The following is a 22,694-nucleotide window of genomic DNA, read 5'->3' on the forward strand; positions in this document are numbered from 1 at the left end:
GCCGATGGCGGCACGACAGGTGTCATCATGGCAAACCTGGCCCATCGGGCCAACCGGCAGGGTCGCATCCACTACGCAAAATTGCGCCAACCCGCTTGAGGAAGACGTCCCAAGCGGGTTTTTGTGCTGATGCGGCGGTGTCGCCGCCGTCGACCGGCCGGTTTTTCAACTTTTCAACGCAATTCAGGTGAGTGATGAGTCTCAAGGACCGGATCAACGACGATATGAAAGCTGCCATGCGGGCGCGCGAGACCGAACGTCTCGGGACGATCCGCCTGCTGCTCGCCGCGATCAAGCAGCGTGAAGTCGATGAGCGGGTCACGCTCGACGATGCCGCCATAACCTCCGTCGTCGACAAGATGATCAAGCAGCGCAAGGATTCGATCAGCCAGTTCGAGGCCGCAGGACGTACGGATCTTGCGGACAAGGAAAAGGCCGAGTTGGCCATTCTTTCCGCGTACATGCCTGAGCAGATGTCCGAAGCGGAAATCGTTGCCGAGGTGCAGGCGGCGGTCGCGCAAACCGGCGCTGCCGGCCCGCAGGACATGGGCAAGGTGATGGGCGTGCTGAAGCCGAAGCTGGCCGGCCGCGCCGACATGACCGCCGTCTCCGCACAGGTCAAGGCCGCGCTCGCTAAGTAACTCTGTCGATTTGTCCGGGTCGCGCGCCTCCTGAAGGCGAGGCGCGGGACCCGGGCGCGGTGTCGAGCCCGCGCTCCGGGCTTGGATTTTGAAGCTTTCCAGGCAGCGTCATTTACTGTGATCCCACCGTCATTCCTGCAGGACCTGCTCAACCGCGTCGATATCGTCGACGTGGTCGGCCGGTATGTGCAGCTGAAAAAGGGCGGCGCGAACTTCATGGGGCTGTGCCCGTTTCACAACGAGAAGAGCCCCTCGTTTACGGTTAGTCCGACTAAACAGTTTTATCACTGCTTCGGCTGCGGTGCGCATGGTACGGCCATCGGTTTCCTGATGGAACACGTGGGCGCGTCGTTTCCCGAAGCGGTCAACGAGCTCGCGCAATCGGTGGGTCTCACCGTACCGCACGAGGCTTCTCCCGGATATGGCGGCGGCGGTGGTGGCGGAGCTGGCGGCGGCCACGCGCCGGCGGCATCGAAGGCCGTGACAACCGCGCTGTCCGATCTCATGCAGACCGCCTGCGACTACTACCGTAAGCAACTGCGCGGTGCGCCGGGCGCGATCCAATATTTGAAGAAGCGCGGCCTGACCGGCGAAGTCGCCGCGCGCTTCGGTCTCGGCTATGCGCCGGACGGGTGGCAAAACCTCGAGGCGGCGTTCCCGAACTATCGCGACGACGCCCTGGTCGAAGCGGGTCTCGTGATCGTCAGCGAAAAGTCGGACGCGCAGGGTCAGAACCGCCGCTACGACCGCTTTCGCGAGCGGATCATGTTCCCGATCCGCAATGTCAAAGGGCAGGTGATCGGCTTCGGCGGCCGCGTGCTCGACGGCGGCGAGCCAAAGTATTTGAATTCACCAGAAACGCCGCTATTTAACAAGGGCAGCGAGCTGTATGGGCTGTTCGAGGCGCGCCTTGCGATTCGAGAGCAACATTACGTGCTGGTCGTCGAAGGTTATATGGACGTGGTCGCGCTGGCCCAATTGGGCTTCCAGAACGCCGTCGCGACCCTCGGCACCGCTTGCACGCCGATTCATGTGCAGAAACTGATGCGCCAGACCGATACGGTCATCTTCAGTTTCGACGGCGACGCGGCCGGCCGGCGCGCCGCGCGTCGCGCGCTCGATGCGTGCCTGCCGCACGCCGCCGACAACCGGACGATCCGTTTCCTGTTCCTGCCCAGCGAGCATGATCCCGACAGCTACGTGCGCGAGTTCGGCACCGAGGCTTTCGCCGAGCAGGTCGAACGGGCGATGCCGTTGTCGCAGTTCATGCTCAACGAGGTGTTGACCGGCAAGGAGCTCGATCAGCCCGAAGGCAAGGCCCGCGCGCTGTTCGACGCGAAACCGCTGCTGCAGGCGTTGCCGGCCAATGCGCTGCGCGCGCAGATCATGCATATGTTCGCAGACCGGCTCGATGTGCCATTCAGCGAAGTCGCGGCGCTTTGCGAAGTCGACGCGCGGATCGCGGCCGCGTCGCGCAGGGCGCCGGCCCGCAAGGACCGGCGCAGCGTGACCGGCATCGAGGAAAAGACGCTGCGCAATCTGGTGATGTATCCGCGCACGGTCGCGATGCTCGACGAAGCGGCCGAAGAGGCGCTGCTCACCGTGACCCGGCACGGCGAACTGTTCGCGGAAGTGACGACGCACGCGCGAGCCCTAGGCGATTCGGCAGCGTTCCAGTTGTTGTCCGATCTCTTGCGAAATGGCGCGAACGCCCCAACTTTCGAGGAAATCTTTCGCAAAATTCTAGACTATGATGAAAACGTCCGGGATTTGCTGCTGAAAGACCCGCAGGACGCGGCCGTCATCGAGGAACGGCGCGAGCAGGAACGAATTGTCGGCGAGGAGCTGAAAGCCGCGATTTTGAAGATGCGATACGACGCTTATTGCGATCGTCTCGAGCAGCTTTCGCGACAGTCGCGGCATACGCCGGAAGAGTTTGCCGAGTTTTCGGAGCTCAACCGGAAGCGGGCCGACATGAAGCGTCAACTCGGGCTGTAGCGGAGAGGCCGAAACCTCGGGTGGTATAATCAAAAGTTTCTAGCGGTTTGTTTTTTCAAGGGTTTTCCTAGCAAAGGCGAAAGGCGATGCGATGGCAAAGACGACAGGCGGAAATCATGCAACGGGCTCACGCGCTAAAGAGCGCACCGGAAAAGTTACCGAAGCCAGGCTGACTGCATCCGCCAGAAGAACGTCTGTTGTCAGCGTTGCACCGGCTGCCGGGAAGAAGTCGTCGACCACTGCGGCCGCGCAGGCCGCACCGGTTCGGGCGGCGAAAGCTGTAGCACCGCCGGCTGCCAAGCGGGCGGGTGTCAGAAGCGCAAGGGAAGCGGCTGCCGTTCAGGACGATGCGGTAGCGCGCGTGACTTCAGTATCCACGGTTCAACCGGCTGTTGTCCAACAGCCGGGGGTCGAGACTACAGCCTGGTACGGCGAACTCCATGACGAAAAAGCTGAATGAAGTACCCGTCGATGACGATGCAACCCAGACCGAAGAAACCGCTGCTGCCGCACCGGGCAAGCCGGAGAAGGTCAAGGCTCGCGACCGTCGTGCAAAGGAAAAAGCGCTGCTGAAGGATGCGTTCGCGTCGTCGCAGCCTGGCACGGTGGAGGAACTCGAGGAGCGTCGCTCCAAGCTGCGCGCCCTGATCAAGCTCGGCAAGGAGCGCGGCTTCCTCACGTACGCTGAAATCAACGATCACCTGCCGGACAACTTCACCGAGACCGAGGCGATCGAAGGCATCATCAGCACGTTCAACGACATGGGCGTCGCGGTCTACGAACAGGCCCCGGACGCTGAAACGCTGCTGCTCAACGACAACGCGCCCGCGGCTTCGTCAGACGACGAAGTCGAAGAGGAAGCTGAAGTCGCGCTGTCCACCGTCGACTCCGAATTTGGCCGCACCACCGATCCCGTGCGTATGTACATGCGCGAAATGGGCACGGTCGAGCTGCTTACGCGTGAAGGCGAAATCGAAATCGCGAAGCGCATCGAAGACGGCCTGAAGCACATGGTGATGGCCATCTCCGCGTGCCCGACCACGATCGCCGACATTCTCGCGATGGCCGAGCGCGTCGCCAACGACGAAGCGCGCATCGACGAACTCGTCGACGGTCTGATCGACGTCGACGCGGCAGACGCCGACGGCTTCTCCGCGCAGGAGGCGGAAGCGATCGAGAATGAAGACGAGGAAGCCGAGGAAGAGGACGAAGAGGACGAGGAAGAAGACGATGGCGCGGCGCAAGCCACCGCCAACGCCGCGCAGCTCGAAGCGCTGCGGCGCGCGTCGCTCGAAAAATTCGCGTCGATCAGCGAATGGTTCGACAAGATGCGTCGCGCGTTCGAGAAGGAAGGCTACAAGTCCAAGTCGTATCTGAAGGCGCAGGAAACCATCCAGAACGAGCTGATGACGATCCGCTTCACCGCGCGTACCGTCGAGCGTCTGTGCGACACGCTGCGCGCGCAGGTGGATGAAGTGCGTCAGGTCGAGCGTCAGATCCTGCATACGGTCGTCGACAAGTGCGGCATGCCGCGTGCGGAATTCATCGCGCGTTTCCCGGGCAGCGAGACGGACCTCGAATGGGCCGACAAGATCGTCGCCGAAGGTCACGGGTATAGCGCGATCCTCACGCGCAACATTCCGGCGATCCGCGAACAGCAGCAACGTCTGCTCGATCTGCAGGCGCGCGTGGTGCTGCCGCTGAAGGACCTGAAGGAAACCAACCGTCAGATGGCGGCCGGCGAGCTTAAGGCGCGCCAGGCGAAGCGCGAAATGACCGAGGCCAACCTGCGTCTCGTGATCTCGATCGCGAAGAAGTACACGAACCGCGGTCTGCAGTTCCTCGACCTGATTCAGGAAGGCAACATCGGCCTGATGAAGGCGGTGGACAAGTTCGAATACCGTCGTGGCTACAAGTTCTCCACGTATGCGACGTGGTGGATCCGCCAGGCCATTACGCGTTCGATCGCCGACCAGGCGCGCACGATCCGGATTCCGGTTCACATGATCGAAACGATCAACAAGATGAACCGCATCTCGCGTCAGATCCTGCAGGAAACCGGTCTCGAGCCGGATCCGGCGACGCTGGCCGAGAAGATGGAAATGCCGGAAGACAAGATCCGCAAGATCATGAAGATCGCGAAGGAGCCGATCTCGATGGAAACGCCGATCGGTGACGACGACGATTCTCATCTGGGCGACTTCATCGAAGATACGAACACGGTCGCCCCGGCGGATGCGGCGTTGCACGCGAGTATGCGCGACGTCGTGAAGGACGTGCTCGATTCGCTGACGCCGCGCGAAGCGAAGGTGTTGCGCATGCGTTTCGGTATCGAGATGAGCACGGATCACACGCTCGAAGAAGTCGGTAAGCAGTTCGACGTGACGCGTGAGCGAATTCGTCAGATCGAGGCGAAGGCGCTGCGCAAGCTGCGTCATCCGAGCCGTTCGGACAAGCTGAAGTCATTCCTCGAAGGGAATTGACGGCGACGGCCGCGGTTGGCCGCAAATGATGCGATCAAAGGGGGCCTCCCGGTCGTTTCGCTGAAGCGAAGCGAAGCGGTTGCGGAGGCTCCTTTTTCGTGTAGTATGTCGGCCAATCGACGAAACGGGCCCGGCCTTCACGACCGGGTCTTTTTTCTTGGGCTGGACGCCGTGTTGGTTGCAGGCAGTGGACTCATAATCCACCTCCGAAAGGACATCGTGGGTTCGAACCCCACCCGGCCCACCAAAGTATCGAAAAAAGGGTTCCGAATTCCGGAACCCTTTTTTGTTTTTGGGCGGCCTTCGGCTGCCTCGGCTGGGCGACCCAGTGCCCAGCCTCAACCCCGGCGAGCCGCGTCCGTTGCCCCACACACCACCCGACACCGACCCGCTCGCGCCGGGCCTCGCCGGCGGACGAGGAGGCGCTTAAGCGCGCTCCGCGCCAACCATAAGCGGTGATCACGCGTAATCAGGGAAACTCCGTGTAAAAGCGGGCGCAACCCCGCCATTAATTGAATGCGGAAGGCTTGTTGATGCATGCCGTCCGCTTTCAGCGCGGGTCTTGTCACGCGGCGGTCGGCGTCGCAATTCACCTCCGGGCAACGCCCGTGCTGAAGGCTTTTTCGAATCGCGCGCGCATCTTATAAAGACGTGACAGAGGGTGCTCACTAAAGCGAGAAATCAGAAGACCGCCGCAATGGCAGTGTCTCAATAGTGAATGCTGATTCGACGCGGTGGGCTGGGACCGTTGCGCCGCCCGGGGGCGGCAGCGATTGCTTGCGTCGGTCAATAAAGATTAGGTGAATGAGCCGTCTTGGTGATTCGACGAGTTAATCGCCCCGCCGGAAACCATTAATTGGCGGGTGCGCGAGGATGACTGCATTTAACTCTATTAAGTTCCGGCGCTCCAAAAATAAATCTCAAACGACGCGGAAAACCGTCACTTCAACCATTTGATTACAAAAATATCGGCCGGTCTTTTCGTCAATTTGCTCCGACCCGATTACGTCACGCGTATTAAAGCACTGTTGCAAACGCGCAACTCAGGATATTGAGGCGTTGCAAATTCGTTTTGGCTGGAGCTGTCGATCCGGCCCCTCGATCTTGCAATAAACGGTGGAAAAACAAGAAGTTATCCCCATCGGCTCTAACATTGTTGCGAATTTCGAAAGATCTTGTTGCGGGAATTGCCTGCGTCGGTACCAGGGTGTCCCCCTACACTCACGCTTCGCTTCAAGGGTGCCCGGTCGATCCCCACAGTTCGGCCAAGCGGGCGGCGGCAAATGCGATGCATCGGCTGCTGAAGCAGGTCCTGCTCCCCGTATAAATTTTTCGAATTGGAGTTCCCATGAAAAAGAGTCTCATCGTCGTTTCGGCTGCCGCATCGTTCGCTTCGGTCGCTCACGCACAAAGCAGCGTGACCCTGTACGGTCTGCTCGACGCAGGTCTGACGTACACCAGCAACGTTGCCCACAACTCCAAGTGGGCAGCAGGTAGCGGCGGCATCAACCAGAGCATGTTCGGCCTGCGTGGTTCGGAAGATCTGGGCGGCGGTCTGAAGGCAATCTTCACGTTGGAAAGCGGCTTCAACATCAACAACGGCAAGTACGCTAACAACAACGGCATGTTCAACCGCCAGGCCTTCGTCGGTCTGTCGAGCTCGCAATTCGGTACGGTCACGCTGGGTCGCCAGTACGACGCAGCGCAGGACTACCTCGCACCGCTGACCGCAACGGGCAGCTGGGGCGGCACGTACTTCGCGCACCCGTTCAACAACGACAACCTGAACACCAACGGTGGTCTGTCGGTCAACAACTCGGTCAAGTACTCGAGCGCTAACTACGCTGGCTTCACGTTCGGCGGCACGTACGGCTTCTCGAACCAGGCTGGTGGCTTCGCAAACAACCGTCAGTACAGCTTGGGCGCCGCATACCAGTGGCAAGGCCTGCACCTCGGTGCTGCCTACGCTCAGCAAAACAACCCGGCTGCTAACGCAAGCGGCGCATCGGACGGCGTTCTGGCGAACACCGCGGGCGTGCTGCAAGGCGATTTCCGTCAGCGTCAGTTCGGCGCAGGCGCTTCGTACGGCTTCGGCCCGGCGCTGGTTGGCGTGGCATGGACGCAATCGCGCGTCGACAACCTGGTTGGTGAAGCTCCTGGTCAGCGTCAAGGCCACACCAACAACTACGAAATCAACGGCAAGTACAACGTGACCCCGGCTATGGCTCTCGGCGTCGCGTACACGTTCACCGACGCGCGCGGCTACGGCATCAACGCCGACGGTAACGACATGAAGACCCGTTACCACCAGATCGGCCTGCAGGCTGACTACTCGCTGTCGCGTCGCACCGACGTCTACGCTCAGGCTGTGTACCAGCACGCAATGGGTGACGGCGGCGTGGCTTCGATCTACAGCGGCGACAACACGGTTCCGACCTCGTCGTCGAAGAACCAGACGGCTGCTACGGTCGGTCTGCGTCACCGCTTCTAAGCTTCAGCAGAAGCTGCCTGTAGTACACAAAGGTGCCGTTCGCGGCACCTTTTTTTATGCGGGCGGCAGACCGGTGAGCCGGTTTCCGTATGCGGGGCGAAAAAACGGGCGTCGCTGGGACGCCCGTTTTGCCATGACGACGTGAAACGATTCAGAAAATTGTCCGCAAACCGAGCGCAACGCCGGTCTGGTTGTCGCGGCCCGGCAGTTCGACCGACGCCGCGCCCGACACCTTGTCGAAATCGACGGTGCCGTACACCTCGGTGCGCTTCGACAGCGCGTACTCGGCCAGTGCGACGAACGTGTAGCGATAGCCACTGCCGAGCTGACCAGCGCCGATCGCCGCGTTCGACATGTGGTCGTAGTACGCGGCGCCCGTCAGCGTCAGCGCGCGCGTGGCCTGCCACCTGACGCCGGCGAACGGTCCGTTGTCGATGCGGCCCGAGCCCTTGACGATATCGACGCCCGGCACGAGCGTCTGCTGCGCGAGCGCGTTGTCGACGAAGCCGGTGTCGTCCTTCGAATGCAGATAGCCGACGTACAGTTTCGTCGAGCTGAACGCATAGACCGCGTTCGCGTTGAAGATGGTCTGCTTGTGATTGCTGTTGTCGCTGTTCTGCTGCACGCCGGCCGCGACCGGCAGCGGACCCGCCGCGTACGACTGCGTGAAGCCGTACATGTTGCCCGCGCCGAGATGGCCTGGCACCTGGCCCAAGAAGCCGCCGTCGCCGGTCGATTCCGAGTTCGTGCCGATGAGTACATCGCGGCCACCGTCAGGCCTTTGAACGTGCCCGTGTACCTGATCGCGTTATCGGCGTAAAGCCCCGCGCCGAGCGCGCCAGGCAGCCACGAGTTCTCGTTGTAGTTGCCGACCGTGAGCGGGTCGTAGGTATCGCCGAGCAGAGGTCTTCCGAGCCGCGCAGGCCCCAGCGGCTGTTGGTGATCGCGCCGTTCCTGTGACAAAAGTTGACTTTCTCCCAGGCAAGCTGCGAGTAGTCTCGAGCGAATTGACGTATCGACACGACTTTCGGAGCGACGCCAGCACGCGTTTTACGCGCGCGCTTTCACGCATGAATAGTCCATCTTGCGAATCCATCGAGACCTCGCCAGTCGTTCAGGAGCTGACCGACGAGCAATGGCAGCGGGTCGCGCCGCTGTTACCTGAAACCTTGCATGATGACGGCCCGCGCCGTGGTCGTCCGCCGATCGAAATTCGCCACGTGCTCGATAGCGTGATGTGGGTGCTGCACGCGCGCGCGCCGTGGAGCGCAATGCCCGAGCACTACGTCCCGTACCAGACCGCGCATCGCTACTATCTGCGCTGGAAAAAAACGGGCGTGTTGAGCGCGATCATGCTCGCGCTGTTCAAGACCGACGACGCTCTCGAAACGCGCGCGACGCGCAAGGGCGGCGTGCGCGCCGGATAGCGAGCGCCAGTCGCGTCGCTAGATCTGTTCCCGCCCGTACGCGGCCAGCCGCTCGAGATCGAGCACCTCGATCCGGTTATACGACAGTCGCAAAATCCGCAGCTTCTCGAGGTTCTGCAGCGCCTGATTGATGCGCTGCCGCGACACTCCCCCGAGCAGACCGACTTCTTCCTGTGAAATCGCCAGTGTGCGACCCGTGTCCGGATACAGATCCGGATTGAACAGCTGCGCGAGCGATTGCGCGACGCGTGCGTCCACGTCTAGCAGCCGGGTGTTCTGGATCGACGCGATGAATTCCCCCATCCGGTTGTTCAATTGCCGGATCACGAAGCCCGTGAACGGCAGACTCGATTCGAGCAACGCATGGAAGGTCGCGGACGGCACGAACATCACGAGCGACGGCTGGATCGCGGCCAGGTCGTATTTGCGCAATTCGCGCTTGATCACGCTGCCTTCGCCGAACCAGCCGCCCGGCGGCACGCCCGACAGCGTGCAGCTGCGGCCCGACGCGTTGTAGATAGCGAGCCTGATGAGCCCCGAGTGCACGCCGATCCAATAGTCGGACGGTTGCTGGCGGCGGGCGATCCACGCACCGCCTTCAAAGTGCTCGGCGTGTGCGCTGGCGAGCACCATCGCCTGATGATCGGCGGCGAGCGCGCGAAACCACGCGCACGCGACGAACAATCGCGCCACTCTGTCATTTGAATGACAGACAGTTCATGACGACAATTGCTAGGCTAGGCCCTGGTTCATTCACAGAACACGGTCAACAATCGGCGGCGCGGCTCGCGCCTCAGGAGACGAAGCAATGACACAGCACATGTTCGACGAAGGCCTCGGGCGGCGCGAGGCCAATTATGTCCCGTTGACGCCGATCGATTTCCTCGTGCGCGCAGCGCAAGTGTATGGCGAGCGGCTCGCGATCGTCCATGGGGAGATCCGCCGCAACTGGCGCGAGACCTATGAGCGTGCGCGGCGGCTCGCCAGCGCGCTGCACGAGGCCGGCATCGGCCGCGGCGACACGGTCGCCGCGCTGCTGCCGAACATCCCGCCGATGGTCGAGGCGCACTTCGGCGTGCCGATGGCCGGCGCCGTGCTGAATACACTGAACACGCGGCTCGACGTCGCGACGCTGCTGTTCATGCTGCGCCACGGTGAGGCGAAGGCGCTGATCGTCGACACCGAATACGGCGAGCTCGCGCATCGCGCGGCGCTAGAATTCCCGGAGCTCCGCGTGATCAGCGTGGCCGACGCGCAGCCCGCCGACGCCGCGCAGTTCATTCGCGCGACAGACTACGAGCAGTTCCTGCAAACCGGCGACCCTTCCTTCGAGTGGACTCCGCCCGCCGACGAATGGGACGCGATCGCGCTGAACTACACATCGGGCACGACCGGTGACCCGAAGGGCGTCGTCTACCATCACCGTGGCGCGTATCTGAACGCGCTGAGCAACATCCTCGAATGGGACATGCCGAAGCACGCGGTCTATCTGTGGACGTTGCCGCTGTTTCACTGCAACGGCTGGTGCTTTCCGTGGACGGTGGCCGCCCGCGCGGGCGTCAACGTCTGTCTGCGCAAGTTCGACGCGAAGATCGTGTTCGAATTGATTCGTCGCGAACACATCACGCATTACTGCGGAGCGCCGATCGTACAGAGTTCGCTCGTGAATGCGCCGGCCGAATGGCGCGGGGGCATCACGCATCGCGTGTCGACGATGGTCGCGGGCGCCCCGCCGCCGCCCGCGGTGATCGCGAAGATGAAGCAGATCGGCTTCGATCTGACGCACGTGTACGGGCTCACCGAAACCTACGGGCCGGCGGCTGTCTGCGCAAAGCAGGACGAATGGGACGCGCTCGACGATCAAATCCGCGCCGACCTGACCGCGCGCCAGGGCGTGCGTTATCACCTGCAGGCGGCGGTCGCGGTGCTCGATGCGGACACGCTCGCGCCGGTGCCGGACGACGGCGAAACGATCGGCGAGATCATGTTTCGCGGCAACATCTGCATGAAGGGCTATCTGAAGAACGAGCGCGCGACCGAAGCGGCTTTCAAAGGCGGCTGGTTCCATACCGGCGATCTCGGCGTGCGCTCGGCCGACGGCTATATCCGCATCCGCGACCGCAGCAAGGACATTATCATTTCCGGCGGAGAGAACATTTCGAGCATCGAGGTCGAGGACACGCTGTACCGGCATCCCGCGGTGTCGGTGGCGGCGGTGGTCGCGATGGCCGATCCGAAGTGGGGCGAGGTGCCGTGCGCGTTCATCGAGTTGAAGGAAGGCGCGCAGGCGACCGAGGAGGAAATCATCGCGCACTGCCGGCTGTTTCTGGCCGGCTACAAGTTGCCGAAGGCGGTGCGCTTTGGCGAGTTGCCCAAGACGTCGACGGGGAAGATCCAGAAGTTCGAGTTGCGCGCGCGGATCAAGGCGGAGGGAAAAGGGTAACGCGCCGCGATTACCGCTGATTCAGGGCGGCGCGAGTGGCGCGCATCGAGTCACGACGGTGCGCGCCGCTTCGGGTTGCCGTCAAATTCCCACCTTGTGCGCGTTAAAAATCAGCCGCAGGCCCAGCGCGGTCACCGCGCTCGCGGCGATGCGATCGATCCACCCCTTCCAGCGCAGATAGATTTCGCGCGGCCGTTGGCTCGAAAAGCACAGTGCGACGATCGTGTACCAGCCCGCCTCGATCGCGAAGATCGCCGGCGGCAGCGCGAAATAGCACCACACCGGCGGATGCTGCGGCAGCAGCGCAGCGAAGATACTGCCGTAATAGACAGCCGTTTTCGGATTGCTGAGCTGCGTGCTCAAGCCGATCCAGAACGACTTGCGCGGATTGCCGCCGCTGCCGGTTCGCGTTTCGCTGAACGCGAGCGGCTTCGCGGCGCCGCGCCAGATTTTCGACGCCAGATAGACCAGGTAGACGCCGCCGGCCACTTTCAGCCCGACGTAGAGCCATTCGACCGTCGCGAGCAGCGTATAGAGCCCGAGCAGCGCGATGCCGCTAAAAAACACACCGCCGATACCCATGCCGAGCGCTGTCGCGAGACCGTCGCCGCGCGACAGACCGATCGCATTGCGCGCGACGATGACGAAGCTGGGCCCCGGACTCATCGCGCCCAATAGCAGCGCGGCGAGGATCGTGAGGATGGCGGTCGAGGCGGGCATGGTCGTGTCTCCTGATGTCGGGCCGATGCCAGATGTTCTGGCGAATACAGAGTCTCGCATTGTCCGCCAGTCGCGCGGCGGAAGCCACGAATACCGAAAACTCGGAAGTCGCGCAATCAGTGAAATTAGAAAAAGTTCTTTGCTGCGGCCCAAATACATCGAATGCTAGAATGACTTTCCATACGCGGAAGCTCCCTCGTCACGACGAGGCGACGCACGACGCGAAACACGGGCGCAATTCGAGCCACGCCGATTTTTCGAGTAGCCGATTCGCCTGATTCCAGCGCTTCAACTCAGGCGCTTTACTTCAGGCGCTTTAATTCAGGATCTGACAGGCATCTCTTGCAAACGCGGGTTTTCACGCATTTGCATGGATCGCGTGAATTCGTCGAATTGCTTCCATTCAAATTGAATTACGCACGAGCCTCGCGTTGCTATGCGAGTTGCCCGTTTGTCTAATGCCAGCAAGAGCTGCGACACCAATACGTTATGAAACAACGAGAAGGACAACAACGCCTGTTCGAACGCGACGAGAGCCTGCGCGAGCGCATGATCGCGTGGATCCGCCGACGCATGGACGACCACGGCATCACATTCGAAGCGCTGGCCGAATCGCTCGAAGCCGATGCGAACGCCGTGGCCGCGGTGCTGTATCGCGACGCATTCGGTAACACGTGGGACGGTCGCGGCGATAAACCGGCATGGCTCGCGCGCGCGATTCACGCCGGACAAAGCATCGATCATTTCCGCTGCTGAACGCGCGCAGGCGCACCGCGAAACGCCCGCGCGAAAAAAAGCCCGCGCAAGGCGGGCTCGATCTTTACTGCTCGGAGTCTCGCGACGAATCGCGCATCACAGGTCGAAAAACACGGTTTCCTGATCGCCCTGCATGTGGATGTCGAAGCGATACAGGTTGGCCGTACCGGCAACGCGGCGCGCGATCAGCGTATTACGGCGCTCGGCCGGCACCGACGCCAGCACGGTGTCCTGCTCGTTCGCCTGCGCTTCGTCCTCGAAATAGATGCGCGTGAACGTGTGCAGTAGCATGCCGCGCATCGTCAGGATTACGTCGATGTGCGGCGCTTCGTCGGGATTCGCGCGGCCCGGCTTCACCGTCTCGACGATGAAACGCTTGTGCGGATCCGTGCCCGTACCGACGCGCGCAAAGCCGTGAAAGCCGGTCTTCAAAATTTCTTCGCGCGATTCCGGATAGTGGCCGTTCGAGTCGACTTGCGACATCTCGATCATCGCGTCGCCGATCACCTTGCCGTCGCCGTCGAACACCTGACCCACGATCGTGATGTGCTCGCCGGCCGCTTCCATGTCGGCCAGAACGTTCGTGAACAGGCTCTTGAAGTCGAAATCGTATTGCTGCGGGCAAAGACCGTAGGCGAAGTACGGACCAACGGTTTGCGAAGGCGTTTGCTTGAGAGTCGTCATGGCTTAGCGCTCCATCGGGGTTTCGTTCGGGCCGCGCAGCACGATGTCGAAATCGTAGCCGAGCGCGTAGGCCTCTTGCGTGGTGTCGAGCGAGAACTTCGAGACCATGCGCTCACGGGCGTGCTCGGGCGTGCCCTGGTAGATCGGGTCGAATGCGAGCAGCGGATCGCCGGGAAAGTACATCTGCGTGACGAGACGCGAGCCGAAGTGGTCGCCGAACAGCGAGAAATGGATGTGCTGCGGACGCCAGGCGTTCGGATGGTTGCCCCACGGATACGCGCCCGGCTTGATGGTCATGAAGCGGTAACGGCCTTCGTTGTCGGTGATGCAGCGGCCCGCGCCGAGGAAGTTCGGGTCGAGCGGCGCGTCGTGCTGGTCGGCCTTGTGCACATAGCGGCCGGCGGCGTTCGCTTGCCAGACTTCCACCAGTGTGTTGCGCACCGGGCGGCCGCCTTCGTCGAGCACACGGCCCGTCACGATGATGCGCTCGCCGAGCGGTTCGCCATTGCGCACCGCGTTGCGGGTCAGGTCGCTGTCGAGCGGGTCGAGGTCGTCGGTGCCGTAGACCGGCACGCGCTGGTCCCGCAGCCGTTCCTTCAGCGGAATCAGCGGACGCGACGGACCGCGTTTGACCGACGAACCGTACGGCGGATAGATGTACTCGGGATGGGACGCGAAATCTCGCGGCGAAAGAATTGAATCTTCCATGAGGTGTCTCCGTTGGAGGAATCGGGGATGCGACGTTATGACTCGCACTTTATACAAAGCGTGCGGTTATGAAAAATGACGTTTTTGGCCGTTTCGTATAACCTTCCGTTATGCAACGCAGTCTCGCGGATAGCCGCGTCAAATTCCGTCATCTCCAGTGCTTTCTGGCCGTCGCGCAGTTCGGCAGCGTCCAGCGGGCGGCGGACAGTTTGTCCATCACGCAGCCGGCGGTATCGAAGACGGTCGCTGAGCTGGAGACCATTCTCGGCGTGAAGCTGTTCGAGCGTGGCCGTCACGGCGCAGTGCCGACGCGCGAGGGGCAGCTTTTCATGCCGCACGCGAGCGCCTGCGTGAGCGCGCTGCGCCAGGGCGTCGATCTGCTTGCGCGGGCCGAGGGCGCGGCCGCCGCGACGCTCGAAGTCGGTGTGCTGCCCACTGTCGCCGCGGTGCTGGTACCGCCCGTGCTGAGACAGTTCGCGACGCAGTGGCCGCGCGTGATCGTGCGCCTCGCGACCGGCGCAAATCCGGAATTGCTCGAACGCCTGAAAGCGGGGTCGATCGAATTCGCCATCGGCCGCCTCGCGGACCCGGAGCGGATGGTCGGCCTGAGTTTCGAGCAACTGTTTACCGAGCCGCTGATCGCGGTCGTGCGCGCCGGGCATCCGCTGGCGCAAGGGAAGGCCTTGCCCGCCACGTCGCTGGAGGAATTTCCGATCGTGCTGCCGCCGTTCGGCACGCTGATCCGCCAATCGGCCGAGAGCCTGCTCGGCGCGTGGGGCGTGCCGCCGTTGTCGGCGTTCGTCGAGGTGTTGTCGGTATCCACGGGGCGCGCGCTGACGCTCGAAAACGGCGCGGTGTGGTTCGTGCCGCAAAGCGCGGTCGAATACGAACTCGCGCACGGCATGCTGGTGCGCCTGCCGCTGCCGTTTGCGGGCACCGGCGAGCCGGTGGGGCTGATTCGTCGCTCGGATACGCAGCCGTCGACGGTGGGACGCGCGTTCATCGAGGCGGTGCGCGAGGTCGCGCGGGGCAGACGGTTGCGAACGCCCCGCGACCCGGTGTAAAAACACGGTGCGAAAGCCGCCACAGACCGTTGTTCCTGCGGCACGCCGCGTGCGCGCCACGAGCGAGCACGCACCACGCAGCCCCTCGCGAACGACCGGAACACTTCGCGCCGAACCCGGAAAGACCGGCCCCGCGTCGAAAGACCGTACAAGGAGATTGCCATGCCCAGCGACTTGCCCACTCCAGAGGCCGCGCAGCGCGCCGTATTGGCGCCGCAGCACAATCCGCTCGGCACGGCCGGCCTCGAGTTCGTCGAGTTCGCCGCGCGCGATCCGCAGGCGCTCGGCGAGACCTTCACGCGGCTCGGCTTCAAGGCGATCGCGCGTCATATCAGCAAGGATGTGACGCTGTATCGCCAGGGCGAGATGAATTTCCTGATCAACGCGGAGCCCGATTCGTTCGCAGCGCGCTACGCGGAAGAATACGGGGTCGGCATCTGCGCGATCGGGATCCGCGTCGCCGACGCACAGCGCGCGTTCGAACGCGCGGTGGAACTCGGCGCGTGGGCGTTCGAAGGCGAACGCCTCGGTGCCGGCGAACTGCTGATTCCGGCCATTCAAGGCATCGGCGATTCGCACATCTATTTCGTCGATCGTTGGCGCGGGCGAGGCGGTCAGCGCGGCGGCCTCGGCGATATCTCGATCTTCGACATCGACTTCCGGCCCATCGAAATCGACACGGCCGCAGCCGATCTGAATCACGCGGGCAGCGGCCTGATCGCGGTCGACCATCTGACGCAAACCGTTGGCGAAGGCCGCATGCAGGAGTGGATCGACTTCTATCGCGACCTGCTGAATTTCCGCGAGATCCACGAGCTGCACGCCAACTGGCATGTGTCGGCGGAATCGCGCGTGATGGTGTCGCCGTGCGGCGCGATCCGCGTGCCGCTGTACGAGGAAGGCACGGGCCGGACCAACCTGATGCACGAGTATTTGCCCGATCATCCCGGCGAAGGCGTGCAGCACATCGCGCTCGCCACCGACGACATCTTCGCGTGCGTCGAGCGTCTGCTCGCGAACGGCGTCGAATTCGTCGAGCCGCCGCCGCGCTACTACGAGCAGCTCGATGCACGTTTGCCGGGCCACGGGCTCGATGTCGAGCGACTGCGGCACACGCATGTGCTCGTAGATGGCGAGATCGGCGCGGACGGCGTGCCGCTGCTGTTTTTCCAGACCTTCGTGCGGCGTCGCGCCGGCGAGATTTTCTTCGAGATCGTGCAACGCCAGGGGCATCATGGCTTCGGCGAAGGCAATCTCGCCGCATTGGCCCAGGCGCGCACCGGCAGCTGAACACTGCGCGTAGTCGCATGCGTGATTGGATCACTCACGCATGCGGTTTTCGTCGCGTCACGCCCCCTCGGGCCGCTCCACCAACTCCGGATAAATCGCGCCGTATGCGGCGGCCTCGCGCAGCAGCCACTCGCGGAAACTCGCGAGCGGCTTGCCGTGACTCAACTCGGTCGGATAGACGAGGTAGTACGCCGCCTCGGCGAGCGCGGGTGTGTCGAACGGAATCACGAGACCGAACTGCTGCAACTGCGTGTCGACGAAAAAGCGCGGCACCAGCGCGATGCCGAGTCCGGCCGCGGCAGCGCTGATCAGCATCGTGTGCAGTTCGTAGCGCACGCCCTGCATCGTATGGTTTTCGTCGACGCCGAGATTCGAGAACCAGTTCGCCCAGCCGTCGGGTCGCGTCGTCGAATGCAGCAGCGGATAGTTGAGCAATTCGGCGACGTTGCGGACCGGCCGGTTCAGCAGACTCGCTGCGCAGACCGGCACCACTTCCTCGCGGAACAGAAAATCGGCCGACGTACCCGGCCACGTCGGCTTGCCGTAATGAATTGCCGCTTCGAAATGCGTCTCGGCGAACGGGAACGTCGCGGTACGCACGCCCATGTTCACGCGCACGTCCGGGTATTGTTCATTGAATGTGGCCATGCGCGGAATCAGCCATTGCGATGCGAACGTCGGCAATACCGCGAGTTCCAGATAGCCGCCGCCGCTGCCGTGCGCGATGATCGATAGCGTGTCGCGATCGAGGTGTTCGAGCGAGCGTCGCACCTGCGCGCTGTAGACCTTGCCCGCGCGCGTCAGCACCACGCGTTGCTTGACGCGCACGAACAGCCGCACGCCGAGATTGCTTTCGAGCGTATTGATCTGTCGCGACACCGCGCTTTCGGTGAGGAACAGTTCGCGCGCCGCATGCGTGAAGCTCTGGTGCCGCGCGGCGGCTTCGAACGCGAGCAGCGCGCCCATGTTGGGAATCTTGAACTTTCGCACGTTAATTCCAAAAACGCATCAAGTGGCGAGTTTATCTCGCTTTACGGGGCACAGCGCATTTCGAATAATCTCGCCCGTTATGAGGCGCTCGAGCAGCGCTCAACGTATAGCGTGGAGAAGCCGGATGCGAAACCTGAAGAATGCGAACGTCGAACAACTACTGGTGAAGCTGCTGGGCGCGCAGAAAGCCGCGCGCCTGTTTGCGACGCTGAATCATCCGCGTGTGTTGAACGAGTGGGAAAGCGGCAGCGTCACGCGCGCCGAAGTCGCACAGGCGATGAACATGGCGCTGTTCGACGATCTGCTCGCGCGCTCGGAAAACGGCCGCCGCTATACGGAGGAAACCGTCGCCGCCGGCGGCAGCGTGTACTTCGATCATGGCGCGCTGCGCACCGTGCGCTGGCCGCACAGCGGCGCGCTGCCGCCCGGCGAGGCCGCGTTCGCGCGCATCCTGCGGCCGCTCGGCTTTCGGATCAACGGCCGTTACCCGCTCGATCGTCTCGGCATGACCGGCCGCGCGTGGGCGCATGAGGACGCCGCCGACGAGATCGCGCAGTTCTTCGTCAGCGAACTGCACCCGGAGCGTTTTTCCGCGGCGTTCCAGCAGGCGGTGACGAACGTGATCGGTGCCTCGCGCGATCCGTTGACGCCGCGCGCCCATGGCCTCTTGTGGGAACTCGAACGCAATGGCGTGCTGCCGCTCGATGCGGCGCAGGAGTTGCTACCGGTGATCGTCGGTGCGTTCGCGCGTCAGCACGAGATGCCACGCGAAGCCGATTACGAAGTATTGTTGAAGGAATCGGCGGAGATGGCGTGGATCGCGACCGAAGGTAATGCGTTCAATCACGCGACCGATCGCGTCGCGGACGTCTTCAAGCTGTCGGACGAACAGAAGGCGAAGGGGCGGCCGATGAAGCCCGAAGTCGAGCATTCGCGTTCCGGGCGCGTGTTCCAGACCGCGTATCGCGCGGATGTCGTGCGGCGTGAATTTCGCGCGGCCGACGGCAGCGTCGTCACGCGCGACGTGCCGGGCTCGTTCTTCGAATTCATTACGCGCAAGCGCAGTTTCGATCAGGACGCGCGCCGCTGGGAAACGGACCTGCGTTTCGACGCGGGCAACGCACAGGGCATCTTCCGGATGACCGCGAGCCAGGCGGCCTGAGCGCTGACGGCGGCGCGAGCGCCGGCATCGCAGACGAGGTGCGCAGTGGGGACGTCATTGTCATTGGATGAAGAGCGGCGGGTTGGCGCGCAGCGGGGCGCTTTGCATGAACCGCGTGTCGCCACGCCTTTCTCGGCCAGCCCGGAGCTATTGCAGGCGCTCGAAAGCGACCTGCGCCAGCACGTGCGCGGCGAGGTGCGATTCGATCAGGGTTCCAAAGCATTGTACGCATCGGATGCGTCGAACTATCGGCAAGTCCCGCTCGGTGTCGTGGTGCCGGCCGATATCGACGATCTGCTCGCAACGCTCGCCGCATGCCGTCGCAACGACGTGCCGTTTCTCGCGCGCGGTGGCGGCACGTCGCAGAACGGCCAATGCGTGAACGTCGCGGTCGTGGCCGACGCGAGCAAGTATCTGAACCGCGTCGTCTCGATCGATCCGCTTGCGGGCGTCGCGGTCGTCGAGCCGGGCGTGGTGTGCGACTCCTTGCGCGATGCCGCCGAACAGCACGGCCTCACGTTCGCGCCCGATCCCGCCACGCATAGCCGCTGCACGCTCGGCGGCATGATCGCGAACAACTCGTGCGGCGCGCATTCGGTGATGGCCGGTAAGACCGTCGAGAACATCGAAGCGCTCGAAATCGCGACCTTCGACGGCGCGCGTTTCTGGGTCGGCCCGACCTCCGGGGAAGAACTCGAACGCATCATCGCGGCGGGTGGCCGACAAGGCGAAATCTACGCGGCGCTCAAGCAACTGCGCGACACATACGCCGAACGGATTCGCGCGAAATTCCCGCAGATCAAACGGCGCGTGTCGGGCTTCAATCTCGATCAACTGCTGCCGGAAAACGGCTTCAACGTCGCGCGTGCGCTCGTCGGCAGCGAAGGCACGTGCGCGGTCACGTTGCAGGCCAAAGTCAGGCTCGTGAAGAGTCCGGCCAGGCGCGTGATCGTCGTGGTCGGCTTCACCGACATCTATACGGCGGCGGACGCGGTGCCGCATTTCATGCGCTGCGGGCCGATCGCAGTCGAGGGACTCGACCGCGCGATCATTCGCGGCTTGCAGGCGCGCGGCCTGAAGAAGGACGAGATCGCACTGCTGCCTGAAGGCGATGCGTGGGTCGTGCTCGAATTCGGTGCGGACACGCAGGACGAGGTGCTGCAACAGGCACGCGACGCCGCCGCGTATTTCCAATCGGGCGCGGCTGGGCCGCAAATCTCGACGATGCTCGTCGAAGATCGCGCCTTGCAGGCGAAAGTGTGGACGATTCGCGAGACGGGGGCGTCGGCGGTCGCGTTGTCAGTGGATCGCGACAAGCCCGATCCGGTGGTCGGCTGGGAAGACGCGGCGGTCGATCCGCTGCGGCTCGGCGATTATCTGCGCGCTTTTCAGGCGCTCGTCGATCGCCATGGCTACGAGACGAGCCTGTACGGCCATTTCGGCGACGGCTGCGTGCACGCGCGCATCACGTTCGATCTGCGCAGCGCGGAAGGTATCGCGACGTGGCGCGGGTTCTTGCGCGAAGCGGCAGAACTGGTGGTCCAATTCGGCGGCTCGCTGTCGGGCGAACACGGCGATGGCCAGGCGAAGGCCGAGTTTCTGCCGATCATGTACGGCCCCGAGCTGATGCAGGCGATGGAGCAGTTCAAGGCGATCTGGGACCCGGCGAATCGTCTGAATCCGGGCAAAGTCGTGCATGCATACCGCGCCGACGAAAACCTGCGCATGGGCCCTGCGTACAAGCCGGTGACGCTGCATACGAAGCTCGCGTTCGCGAGCCAGGAAGGCGACGGCTTTCAGCGTGCGATCGAACGCTGCATCGGCATGGGCAAATGCCGCTCGCTCGAAGGCGGCACGATGTGTCCGAGCTATCGCGGCACCCGCGAGGAAAAGTACTCGACGCGCGGGCGCGCGCATCTGTTCTGGGAAATGCTGCAAGGCGACGTGATCGCCGACGGCTGGAACAGCCGCGAAGTGAAAGAAGCGCTCGATACCTGCCTCGCATGCAAGGGCTGCAAGTCCGATTGCCCGACGCATACGGACATGGCGTCGTACAAGGCGGAGTTCCTTTCCCACTACTACGAGAACAATCGTCGGCCGCGTCAGGCGCTGTTCATGGGGCGGATCGGCGAATGGGCTCCGTGGGCCGCGCGTTTTCCGCGCGCGACGAACTTTCTGACGACGGCGCCCGGTTTGTCCGCGCTCGGCAAATGGATCGCGGGTGTGGCGCAGACGCGTGCGTTGCCGCGGTTCGCCGCTGCAACTTATCGACGGAGTGCGTCGTCGCAAGCATCCGCGATTCATGCGCTCGGCGGCGACGCAAAGAAGGTGATCCTGTGGGTCGATACATTCAACGACCACTTCACGCCCGAGATCGCGCAGGCCGCCACTGATGTGCTCACGCAACTCGGCTGGCACGTCGTATTGCCGAAGAAACGTTTGTGTTGCGGGCGTCCGCTGTACGACTTCGGCCTGCTCGAACGCGCGCGCGAGCTGCTCACGCATATCGTCGACGTCCTCGCGGACGACATCGCCGCCGGCGTGCCGCTGGTCGGTCTGGAGCCTGGCTGTCTATCGGTGTTCAAGGACGAGTTGCTGAAGCAACTCCCCGATCATGCGTTGGCGAAGAAGCTGTCCGCGCAAACATATCTGTTTGCCGATTTCGTCGCGCGTCAGCCGTTCGAGTGGCCGACGCTCGCGGCCGATGTGATCGTGCATGGCCATTGTCATCAGAAGGCGCTATTCGGCATGCAGGGCGACACGGCGTTGCTGAACAAGCTCGGCGTCAGATGGAAGCTGCTCGATACCGGCTGCTGCGGGATGGCGGGATCGTTCGGCTTCAACATCGAGCACCACGCGTTGTCGGAAAAGATCGGCGAGGACATGTTTGAGGCCGTGCGCGACGCTATGGCGGCGAATGCGGAAACGATCGTGCTGACCAACGGCTTCAGTTGTCGCGAGCAGATCGAGCACGGCACAGGGCGACACGCACTGCATATCGCGCAACTCGCGCAACGGGCGCTGGCGGCGCGCTGAGTGCAGGGCGCGCTATTTTATTTCTTCGCTGACTCGTTCGCGGCAGGCGGTGTATGCGGAAGGTCCGCATTGGTCGCCATCCACAACACTTCGGCGTCTTCTTCGCTGGTCGACACCGCCGCGTGACCCGTGCGGCTGTCGAAGTAGAGGCTGTCGCCCGTGTTCAGATGTGTCGGCGCGTACAGCTCCGAATAGAGGCACACGCTGCCGCTGATCACGTAGAGAAACTCCTCGCCTTCGTGGCGGCCCCAGTCGTCGAATGCATCGAGCGTGTGCGCCGAGATGCGGATGCGAAACGGCAGCATCGCCTTGTGGGCCAGGTCGGTGGCGAGCAACTCCATCTGATAGCCGCGATAAGCGTGGCGCTGGCCTTCGTTCTTGCGCGTCAGCGCGCGCCGGCCGCTCGCGCTGACTTTCGGCGTCGAGCCGAACAGTTCGCCAATTTCGATCTTCAGGCCCAGCACGATTTTTTGCAGCACGTCGAACGTGGGGGACATCAGGCCGTTTTCGACCTTCGACAGCGTCGAGCGCGAGACACCGCACAGGCGGCTCGCGGTTTCGAGCGTCAGATCCTGCGCTTGACGGGCGGCGCGCACGCGCCGGCCGAGATCGGTGGAGGACGTGTCGGCGGATTTGGTGAGGTGGGTGTCCATGAGGCTTGCTGCTGGTCGGGTATGCGCTTGATCGGGCGAATAATGTTTCCGATCATAACATTTGGCGTGGCCGCGGCCTTTGTGCGCCGATTCAGGCGTTCGTGCGCTTTTCTCATCGGAAACGTCGTGGCTTTTCCGATGAGTTCGA

At 63.0% G+C, this 22,694-nt stretch carries 16 protein-coding genes, 1 tRNA gene and 2 pseudogenes; 12 read left to right on the forward strand and 7 right to left on the reverse strand.

All coding sequences use genetic code 11. The features are described from left to right. Positions 1 to 194 precede the first annotated feature (194 nt). The 5 genes from OKW39_RS36650 (at position 195) to OKW39_RS36670 (ending at position 7,613) form a co-directional block, all read left to right on the forward strand. Positions 195 to 641, forward strand: coding sequence for a GatB/YqeY domain-containing protein (locus OKW39_RS36650; RefSeq protein ID WP_090808418.1), 447 nt, complete (start codon positions 195 to 197; stop codon positions 639 to 641). A gap of 117 nt (positions 642 to 758) precedes the next feature. Beyond that, entirely contained in the window at positions 759 to 2,639 is a 1,881-nt protein-coding gene (gene dnaG / locus OKW39_RS36655; RefSeq protein WP_090808420.1) for a DNA primase, read from the forward strand. Positions 2,640 to 3,079: 440 nt separating this feature from the next. Continuing rightward, entirely contained in the window at positions 3,080 to 5,122 is a 2,043-nt protein-coding gene (gene rpoD / locus OKW39_RS36660; RefSeq protein ID WP_429564850.1) for an RNA polymerase sigma factor RpoD, read from the forward strand. Between the two features lie 159 nt (positions 5,123 to 5,281). After that, positions 5,282 to 5,369 (forward strand) — tRNA-Ile (locus OKW39_RS36665). A gap of 1,101 nt (positions 5,370 to 6,470) precedes the next feature. Beyond that, positions 6,471 to 7,613, forward strand: a complete 1,143-nt coding sequence (locus OKW39_RS36670; RefSeq protein WP_090808426.1) for a porin — start codon at positions 6,471 to 6,473, stop codon at positions 7,611 to 7,613. A 151-nt stretch (positions 7,614 to 7,764) separates the two neighbouring features. On the opposite strand, the pseudogene OKW39_RS36675 reads toward OKW39_RS36670, so the two are convergent. After that, positions 7,765 to 8,540: pseudogene (locus OKW39_RS36675) on the reverse strand (porin); the annotation flags it as partial. A gap of 143 nt (positions 8,541 to 8,683) precedes the next feature. Here OKW39_RS36675 and OKW39_RS36680 point away from each other — a divergent pair. Then, complete coding sequence (locus tag OKW39_RS36680; RefSeq protein ID WP_429564851.1) at positions 8,684 to 9,040, forward strand: transposase; 357 nt, start codon at positions 8,684 to 8,686, stop codon at positions 9,038 to 9,040. An 18-nt stretch (positions 9,041 to 9,058) separates the two neighbouring features. Here the strand turns inward: OKW39_RS36680 and OKW39_RS36685 are convergent. Then, positions 9,059 to 9,724: pseudogene (locus OKW39_RS36685) on the reverse strand (Crp/Fnr family transcriptional regulator); the annotation flags it as partial. Between the two features lie 124 nt (positions 9,725 to 9,848). Between OKW39_RS36685 and OKW39_RS36690 the strand changes: the two are divergent. Then, the gene (locus tag OKW39_RS36690; RefSeq protein ID WP_429564852.1) at positions 9,849 to 11,483 is read left to right on the forward strand and encodes an acyl-CoA synthetase; all 1,635 of its coding nucleotides are present in this window, start codon (positions 9,849 to 9,851) and stop codon (positions 11,481 to 11,483) included. A gap of 81 nt (positions 11,484 to 11,564) precedes the next feature. Here the strand turns inward: OKW39_RS36690 and OKW39_RS36695 are convergent, their stop codons facing one another. Beyond that, positions 11,565 to 12,203, reverse strand: a complete 639-nt coding sequence (locus OKW39_RS36695) for a LysE family translocator (RefSeq protein ID WP_184057444.1) — start codon at positions 12,201 to 12,203, stop codon at positions 11,565 to 11,567. A gap of 489 nt (positions 12,204 to 12,692) precedes the next feature. On the opposite strand from OKW39_RS36695, the gene OKW39_RS36700 reads away from it, so the two are divergent. Then, positions 12,693 to 12,959, forward strand: a complete 267-nt coding sequence (locus OKW39_RS36700; protein WP_187612158.1) for an H-NS family nucleoid-associated regulatory protein — start codon at positions 12,693 to 12,695, stop codon at positions 12,957 to 12,959. 96 nt (positions 12,960 to 13,055) lie between these two features. Here OKW39_RS36700 and pcaG read toward each other — a convergent pair whose 3' ends face one another. Continuing rightward, positions 13,056 to 13,643, reverse strand: a complete 588-nt coding sequence (gene pcaG / locus OKW39_RS36705) for a protocatechuate 3,4-dioxygenase subunit alpha (protein WP_429333041.1) — start codon at positions 13,641 to 13,643, stop codon at positions 13,056 to 13,058. A 3-nt stretch (positions 13,644 to 13,646) separates the two neighbouring features. Beyond that, the gene (gene pcaH, locus OKW39_RS36710; protein WP_090808441.1) at positions 13,647 to 14,351 is read right to left on the reverse strand and encodes a protocatechuate 3,4-dioxygenase subunit beta; all 705 of its coding nucleotides are present in this window, start codon (positions 14,349 to 14,351) and stop codon (positions 13,647 to 13,649) included. A gap of 110 nt (positions 14,352 to 14,461) precedes the next feature. On the opposite strand from pcaH, the gene pcaQ reads away from it, so the two are divergent. Together pcaQ and OKW39_RS36720 are read left to right on the forward strand one after the other, a co-directional pair. Then, positions 14,462 to 15,415 (forward strand): pca operon transcription factor PcaQ, encoded by a 954-nt coding sequence (pcaQ, locus tag OKW39_RS36715; RefSeq protein WP_090808443.1) that lies wholly within the window; start codon positions 14,462 to 14,464, stop codon positions 15,413 to 15,415. 162 nt (positions 15,416 to 15,577) lie between these two features. After that, positions 15,578 to 16,705, forward strand: a complete 1,128-nt coding sequence (locus OKW39_RS36720; protein ID WP_187612155.1) for a 4-hydroxyphenylpyruvate dioxygenase family protein — start codon at positions 15,578 to 15,580, stop codon at positions 16,703 to 16,705. A 57-nt stretch (positions 16,706 to 16,762) separates the two neighbouring features. Here OKW39_RS36720 and OKW39_RS36725 read toward each other — a convergent pair whose 3' ends face one another. Then, positions 16,763 to 17,695: a LysR substrate-binding domain-containing protein gene (locus OKW39_RS36725; RefSeq protein WP_429564853.1), complete on the reverse strand. Its 933-nt coding sequence runs from the start codon at positions 17,693 to 17,695 to the stop codon at positions 16,763 to 16,765. A gap of 124 nt (positions 17,696 to 17,819) precedes the next feature. Between OKW39_RS36725 and OKW39_RS36730 the strand changes: the two genes are divergently transcribed. Together OKW39_RS36730 and OKW39_RS36735 are read left to right on the forward strand one after the other, a co-directional pair. After that, positions 17,820 to 18,857, forward strand: a complete 1,038-nt coding sequence (locus OKW39_RS36730; protein ID WP_429564854.1) for a DUF1338 domain-containing protein — start codon at positions 17,820 to 17,822, stop codon at positions 18,855 to 18,857. A gap of 63 nt (positions 18,858 to 18,920) precedes the next feature. Then, positions 18,921 to 21,893, forward strand: a complete 2,973-nt coding sequence (locus OKW39_RS36735) for an FAD-binding and (Fe-S)-binding domain-containing protein (RefSeq protein WP_429565488.1) — start codon at positions 18,921 to 18,923, stop codon at positions 21,891 to 21,893. Positions 21,894 to 21,910: 17 nt separating this feature from the next. On the opposite strand, the gene OKW39_RS36740 is transcribed toward OKW39_RS36735, so the two are convergent. Continuing rightward, positions 21,911 to 22,546: a helix-turn-helix domain-containing protein gene (locus OKW39_RS36740; protein ID WP_090808454.1), complete on the reverse strand. Its 636-nt coding sequence runs from the start codon at positions 22,544 to 22,546 to the stop codon at positions 21,911 to 21,913. Positions 22,547 to 22,694 lie beyond the last annotated feature (148 nt).

Source organism: Paraburkholderia sp. MM6662-R1 (genome assembly GCF_050436245.1).
GTDB classification, from domain to species: domain Bacteria; phylum Pseudomonadota; class Gammaproteobacteria; order Burkholderiales; family Burkholderiaceae; genus Paraburkholderia; species Paraburkholderia tuberum.